Genomic DNA, 6,672 nt, shown 5'->3' with positions numbered 1-6,672 from the left:
TTACCCGGACGTCTTGGCAAAGTACACCGCGGCTTTTTTCAAGATGTCGCGCTCCTCGGTTACTCGCTTCAGCTCTGCTTTCAAGCGTCGCAGTTCATCATCTTTAGCATCTGCCGCAGCCCGCTCCGCCGGTGGCGTCTCATAGCGCTTTACCCAGGCGTAGATGCTGTGAATGCTGACGCCAAGTCGCTCGGCGACTTCGCTGACTGGATGACCACGCTCAGTTACCTGCTTGACTGCCGCAATCTTGAATTCTTCGGTGTACCTCTTGTCGCTCATAACTGCTCCTTTGCCCTAAATTATGGCTCAGGAGTGTCTACAATACTCGTGGCGATTCACCATGAACACTTGAAGAATTCTGGACACGCTTGCTTTGCATTGCATGGGCGGATGAAGCAGAAAGGACGCCACTATTCGTACTGCATTCACGAGCCATCCTCGGCACGCGCCATGCCACGGCGCGCGCTAGGCGCCGCCAGAGGCCAAACCGAACACCTCGTCGAGGCTGGCGAAGCAATGCCGCGCGTAGCGGCCGACGGTCCGTTCGCTCAGATAGACGGAGGCACCGCGCGCCTCCCCGGACGCCAACAGCAGATAACGGCTGACCTCGGCGTTCGCCGTGTCCATCAACGCGCACAATACAAAGTCCGCCGCGCTGCCCGCGGTCAACGGCACGCGCCAGCGATGCCACGCGCCGGGATAGCACCGGCACGAGGCGATCGACACCTTCACGGTCAGCGATTGGTTGAGCAGCAGCACATTCCACACCCGCGTTCGGTGGACGGTGGCGCCGGCCCGCTCGGCCTTCTCCGTCACCCGTGCCAGCATGGCCTCGACCAGCGTGCGCATGGTGCGGACGCCGAGCGCGCCAGCCTCGGTGTGCTGCGGCGGCAGCCCGGCCGCCGCGTAGGCCGCCACGTAGCCGCCGAACAGCCTGCGCATGGTTTCGCGCCCGGGCAGGCCCGCAGCGACACACAGCGCCGCACTGATCGCGCCGTGGCGCCGGTGCAGCGCGCGCAGCAGCTCTAGGACGTCCTCGCGCTCCGGGCCGCTGGCCCGCCCGGCGCGGATGCGCCGCGCCGTCTCGAAGGCTGCGCGCGTCACCATCGGCGCCAGCGCGCCATCGCAGCGTATCCATAGCCGCTCCGGGTTCCGCGTCACTGGCCCCCGCAGTCGGCGGGTGGTCTGGTTGTACACGATCTCGCCGCAATACCGCCCATTTATCAGAATGCGGCGCACGGAGTTGGGGTCCCACGACTTGCCCAGGTGGTTGATGCGCCCCTCGGCGCGCAGCTGCGCCGCGATCCGGGTGTCGTTCCAGCCCTCTTCCGTGTACAGCCGGAATATCCGGCGCACCAGCGCCACCTCGTCCGCCGTGCCATGGACCAGCGTCACGCGGTCGGTCGTACCCGGCTTACGCTGTCCCGCCCGCAACTGCGCGCCGATCTGTCCGTCGGCGGCCACCGCCAACCGGCGCAGGCCGAATCCCGGCAACCCGCCCTGCTTGTAGCCCATGCGCGAGAATCGGCACTGCGCCAAGTGCACCTTCACGCCCAGTTCGCGGCTGTACTCGGCCGCCATAATGCGCTTGACGCTTTTCATGAGGGCCACCATCGGCGAACCATCGTTGACGAACTGTTCGGCGCAATACACCACCGACACGCCCGCGCGGCGGCACAGGTGTTCGTAAAACGCGCTCTCGTCGGTATCTTGGAAGCGTCCCCACCGGCTGACATCGTAGACCACGATGACGGAAAAGGCGCAGGCCGCGCCGGTGGCCTCGGCCAGCAAAGCTCGCAGGCCCGGCCGGTTCTCCAGCGACAGGCCGCTGCGTCCCTCGTCGACAAAGGTGCGCACCACCGCCAGCCCGCCGGCGGCCGCGTAGGCCTGAATACAGTCCAGCTGATGCTGCACCGAGTACTGTTGCACGTCCCTGGACATACGCGCGTAGGCGGCGGCGGGAACCGTGGCGGCCCCTGGCAATGGTGGCTCGGTGCGTGTCATGTCAGCTCCGGTGGGTAGGCAAGTCGCGGCAGTATGCGCGCGTCGGGTGGCCGCCGCCATCCGCTTGGCGTCCGGGCGAAAGCGGCGCGGCCACCTCGGCTGCATCGGGCTGCACGGCACACCGGCCACGGCCACATCAACGTTTCCCGGTGATAGTGGACGGACTACGCCGCCGAGCCGTGCGGCATGATGCTCCACCGGATCCCTCATCAGACCACATGGGCTGTCCCGTCCATCGCCGGCTTGACGCCGTTGAGCTGCCTCACTGATGAAAGTGGGTGTCTGCCATCGCATGGTCGATGCAACTGCGACGTCGGCCCCCTTGGCGACATATCGCGACGGCACCGAGGCGATGATATCGTATGACTCGCAAGGCAAGGGTTGGGAGTCGAAAGACTGGCGTGCCAAGGCGAGCGAGTGCGCAATTCATGCCCGAGGACACCGCCCTGCCCCGGCTGATTTGCAAGGAATTGTCACGATTTAGCGAAAGCCTGCAAATCCCGGAGTAAATTTTTACATTTCAATAACAGAATCAAGCGGTTATGAGTTGCGCGGGGTTGTTACTTTCATTATGCAATTATTGAAAAATTACAACAAAATCCAGCTCGCGCTTCTGCATGGTTGATGTTTGTCAATTCGTGCCAACAAGCACTAATATACCTTTAAGTAACTTAATGTTTGCAAATGCCGGGGGGCGTACATGGAACGACGCAAAAACAGCCATAAGCGTGATGTAGTGGACAAAGCCATAGCCAAGCTGACATTGGACAATCACCAAGAAGCGGTTGAACTTATGAGCCGCGAAAAAGTGTCAATTGATGTCATTTCAAGGATTATTTTTCTACCGCACCAGACACGGCGCCCCCACAGCGTTTACTCCTTGACAAGCCGTAATCCTTTTTCCTTGCTGACACGCATCATATCTAAACGAATACGGATCGGACATCCACTCCGAACACTCCTGATGCGACCAACACAATCCGGATTCCGCCACCCCAGCCGGGCGAAATAGTTCCAAAGCAACGACGCTCCTGCGGATATTGCTCAGTACAGAGTGAAGTGGCACATCGGTCAAGACAATTCTCAGCGAGTTTAAGCTGTGTCCGTTTCACCACTGCAGCTGGTCGGCGCGGCCCCGTCGTACTTTCTCCGTGCCGCTGGAGGGCTTTACCCTCCAGTGGGAATAGACGTAGGTCGGCGTCCGATATGCGCGGGACTAGTGCGGCCGCTCCGCGTTGTAGAATGCAAAATATTTGCGCCAGTCCCGCCATCAGCCCGCCGATGTTGGCGTAGCCCTTCCGGTACACGTCCTCGTGCTTCACGTTACTCCGCAGGCGCTTGACGAAGATGTTGTCCAATGCCAGGCCCTGCCCGTCCATGCTACCGCCCTCCTTCGCGATTTAGCACGTCCGTGAAGGCCTCGCTCGTGGACTGCGTGCCCTGGCTGCTGAACACTTCGGTTTGCCATGCTCGCGCAGGGCATCCTCCAGACAATCCACGTAGAATGACGCGTCCATACCGTTCAGCCGCCAAGACAGCACTTTGCGACTATACCAATCGATCATCGCCATCAGATTGGCGATGCCGCCCGCCAATATATGTCAAGTCTGTGTTCGGCCACGTCACGGCACGCCTCGCAGCAGATAGGGTAGACATTGTCCTTCGGATGCGTCGTCCACATTTTCGGCAGCGGCGCCGTGCCCGCCAAGCCCATGCCACGCATCGGTCGCGCACACGTTTCCGTTTTAAGGTGGCCCGCACCGCGCAGGAACACCACCTTGCGCCAGCCACCTTACTACGGCCGGTTCGTGATTCCTCGTCGATCAGCCTGCACAGCAGCAGATCTCCGCGTCCGCTTCTTGCGGCACCTTGGCGGTGAGGCGCCTGTACACCGTCTGGCGCGGCACTTCCCAGATTTGCTGTCCTGTGACTTGATTGCAATCAACGTGTGATGCAACCAAGGGAGGTATAGTAAGGGCATCACCGCAAAGCGCATGAGGCATGAAATGAACAGCAGTCCCGGCACCAGCGTCCCCATCCTCTTTGATGGCGATCTTCCTCGTTGCAGTGCGGCTCTATCACCAGAAACACAGGAGACTATAGAGCATAGCAGGAGCGACGCTGTTGACGACGCAACGCTGTGCAACCGCCATCCCCCAACACGTAGAATCGATGCGCTCACCGCCACGGTGTTCGACCGTGCACGAGCTATTGCAGGCATTTCCGGTGTCGAAGATGCAAAACTCTATTTGCAACTGAAGAACATTCCGTTTCATCTTGTCCAGCGCGCAATATACGACGATGGGTGCCGTGTTCGATAGCGTGGCTTGCGGGCTCTTTGCTACTGTGGTCAAGCCTAACTTCTCCGACCGTTTACCATCGGCTTGGGCTCCTCGCCGATGCGAACAGTCCGGTACGGCGTCTGGCCGACCGAAAGATCTACTTGTTCCGGCGCAAGGCGTGTACATGCATGGCAGGTTCTATGACCAGGCCGGAGCGTCGCGCGCTAGGAAAGCGCTGAATAATTCGGTTTCGAGCACCTCCGGGCAGATGCAATCAGCTTGGCGACACCTTGATTGACAAACACAAGAAGAACGGACCGATATGAGGCTGGAAACGACTCTTTGGGCTTACCCTTTGCCGTTTTTTCACACTCGATACGTAGCTTGGGTGTGTTGGCTGCCGAGGAATCCGCGTGCCAGCACTAGACTTGCGAAAGCAAACAGCGAGAACAGCTGAAGGTGGCGCGGCGATCAAGGTTGCGTCGACGATCATCCCTTCCCGCGTCGTCAGGGCTTTGCTGGCCAGGTGGGTGCTGATCTCGTTGAAGATGCGCTGTGTCGGTTTGTTCTGCTCCAGCAGGCGCCGGAACTTCAGCAAAGTCGTCGCGTCAGGTGCCGACTCGCGCGTCAAGTCGATGCCAACAAAGCCTCGAATTGCCTGCCTGTGATAGAGCGCATCTTCAACACCTTCGTCCGACAGACCAAAGTACTGCTGCGCGATGTACATGCGCAGCTTGCGTTCCAAGCCAATCGGCGGACGGCCGCGCCCGTCGCCCTTGGGGTTTTACGGCAAGATGGCGGCCGACGCCGGCCACTGCGTTGCGGCTGCGATCTCGGCCAGGAAAGCGGTCGCGCCGTGTCAGCTTCTTTTTGCCGGCGCACTCGGCATCCGAAAAACTCGATTGCATCGTTAGTTCTCATGTGGAATGGAGCAGCAGCTATTGTGGCTGCGTGCGGATCGCCTTGACCTCCGCGAGGCGTCCATATAAGCGCTTCCCGAACAGAATCAATCAATGAGGAATTGCCCAACGCGGACTACTGAGATTTCTCAACATCCGTCACTGAAAACCCTTTATATTGGTTAAGTCAGCTACCAATCTGGAGCGTCGAATGCAATCTGATCAAAAAGCCTCCGCCGCGCAGAGGACCAATTCCGATACGGCGCTGTTAATAACCTCAGAAAAACGCCAAACCGTGCAATTCCGGCGGAGAGTGACACATTCTCTCCTCCATACCGGGATGGCATGCTCAACGCGGGCTTTTCCTGAAAGACGGCACAACATGCGCACGGCTACCATCTTTGACCGCGCGCATGCAGTTTTGGTTCACTCCGGCCACGATGACGCCGAACAGTACATGGTTCTCGGAGGAATGCCAGAAGATCTCATCGACCGAGTGCTTTATGTTAGTCAACATCGCGGAATGCATAGAGGTTAATCGGTCAGAAAATATCTGAGCTAACGGCAGCGCGCTGCCATCAATTCACAACTCCCTTTGTTTCTGAGGAGCGATAACGTGAATACAACATTACCATTCCTGAATCGCCCACCCCAAGTTTAATTGTCGTGCTACTTTCGAGCACGGCGATGCGTTGTTCCGTCCAGTTCTACGGATTCAGCCGATAGTTGCAGGTCCTCGAGGAAGGCGAGGGCGAAACAGTCACCATGAGTCGCTCGCATTTCGGCGGCGACGGCTCTAAAACGGATCAACATCCAAGAGGAATATTCACCGTCCTTGCGTATCCTATCGTGGTTAGTTTTCACATTATCTCCTTGGCGTATACCTGACATGACCAACGATGATATCGTGCCGCAGCGCCCGGCGTTTCTGTTTGACAAAAATCAAATGCCAGGCGGGATTTTTTTGTTATGTCCATGACATCTGGCGTACGACTGTATTAAGAGGCAGTTCTTCGCAGCGCCAAGCGGTGCGAAGGACTAACAGCAGACCGGCACAACACCTCCCCCAGCCGCTCGCCTCATGTGCGCTGATAGGCGTCCTCGAAACGGACGATGTCGTCCTCCCCCAGGTAGCCGCCGGACTGGACCTCGATCAGGCGCAACGGCAGTTTGCCCGGGTTCTCCAGGCGGTGGGTCATGCCGATGGGGATGTAGGTCGATTCGTTCTCCGTCAGCAAGGTCACCTTCTCGCCGCAGGTCACGCGCGCGGTGCCGCTGACCACGATCCAGTGCTCGGCGCGGTGGTGGTGCATCTGCAGCGACAGCTTGCCGCCCGGGTTGACGGTGATGCGCTTGACCTGGAAGCGCTCGCCGACGTCGATGCCCGCGTAGCAGCCCCATGGACGGTACACCCTGGTGTGGTGCAGGTGCTCGGTGCGGTCCTTGGTCTTCAGGTGCTCGACGATCTGCTTGACGCGCTGCACCTG

The 6,672-nt window shown here is 59.4% G+C and carries 3 protein-coding genes and 3 pseudogenes; 1 reads left to right on the top strand and 5 read right to left on the bottom strand.

Features of this window, described 5'->3' with window-relative positions:
• From BM436_RS35525 to BM436_RS38275, 3 genes and pseudogenes are all read right to left on the bottom strand, one after another.
• A pseudogene (locus BM436_RS35525) lies at nucleotides 1-279 on the bottom strand (transposase); the annotation flags it as partial.
• A gap of 186 nt (nucleotides 280-465) precedes the next feature.
• Nucleotides 466-2,004, bottom strand: coding sequence for a recombinase family protein (locus BM436_RS35520; protein ID WP_177307839.1), 1,539 nt, complete (start codon nucleotides 2,002-2,004; stop codon nucleotides 466-468).
• A gap of 1,219 nt (nucleotides 2,005-3,223) precedes the next feature.
• A pseudogene (locus BM436_RS38275) lies at nucleotides 3,224-3,923 on the bottom strand (DDE-type integrase/transposase/recombinase); the annotation flags it as partial.
• An 87-nt stretch (nucleotides 3,924-4,010) separates the two neighbouring features.
• Here BM436_RS38275 and BM436_RS36825 point away from each other — a divergent pair.
• Nucleotides 4,011-4,325, top strand: coding sequence for a hypothetical protein (locus BM436_RS36825; RefSeq protein WP_143133510.1), 315 nt, complete (start codon nucleotides 4,011-4,013; stop codon nucleotides 4,323-4,325).
• Between the two features lie 415 nt (nucleotides 4,326-4,740).
• Here BM436_RS36825 and BM436_RS38270 read toward each other — a convergent pair.
• Nucleotides 4,741-5,194 (bottom strand): annotated as a pseudogene (locus BM436_RS38270) (transposase); the annotation flags it as partial.
• Between the two features lie 1,070 nt (nucleotides 5,195-6,264).
• The coding region (locus BM436_RS35510) for a cupin domain-containing protein (protein ID WP_143133509.1) at nucleotides 6,265-6,672 on the bottom strand (408 nt) is incomplete at its 5' end.

This window comes from Pseudoduganella namucuonensis (assembly GCF_900116645.1).
GTDB classification, from domain to species: domain Bacteria; phylum Pseudomonadota; class Gammaproteobacteria; order Burkholderiales; family Burkholderiaceae_D; genus Rugamonas; species Rugamonas namucuonensis.
The sequence above is the reverse complement of the archived record's forward strand: the minus strand, read 5'-3'. Positions and strand labels throughout refer to the sequence as shown.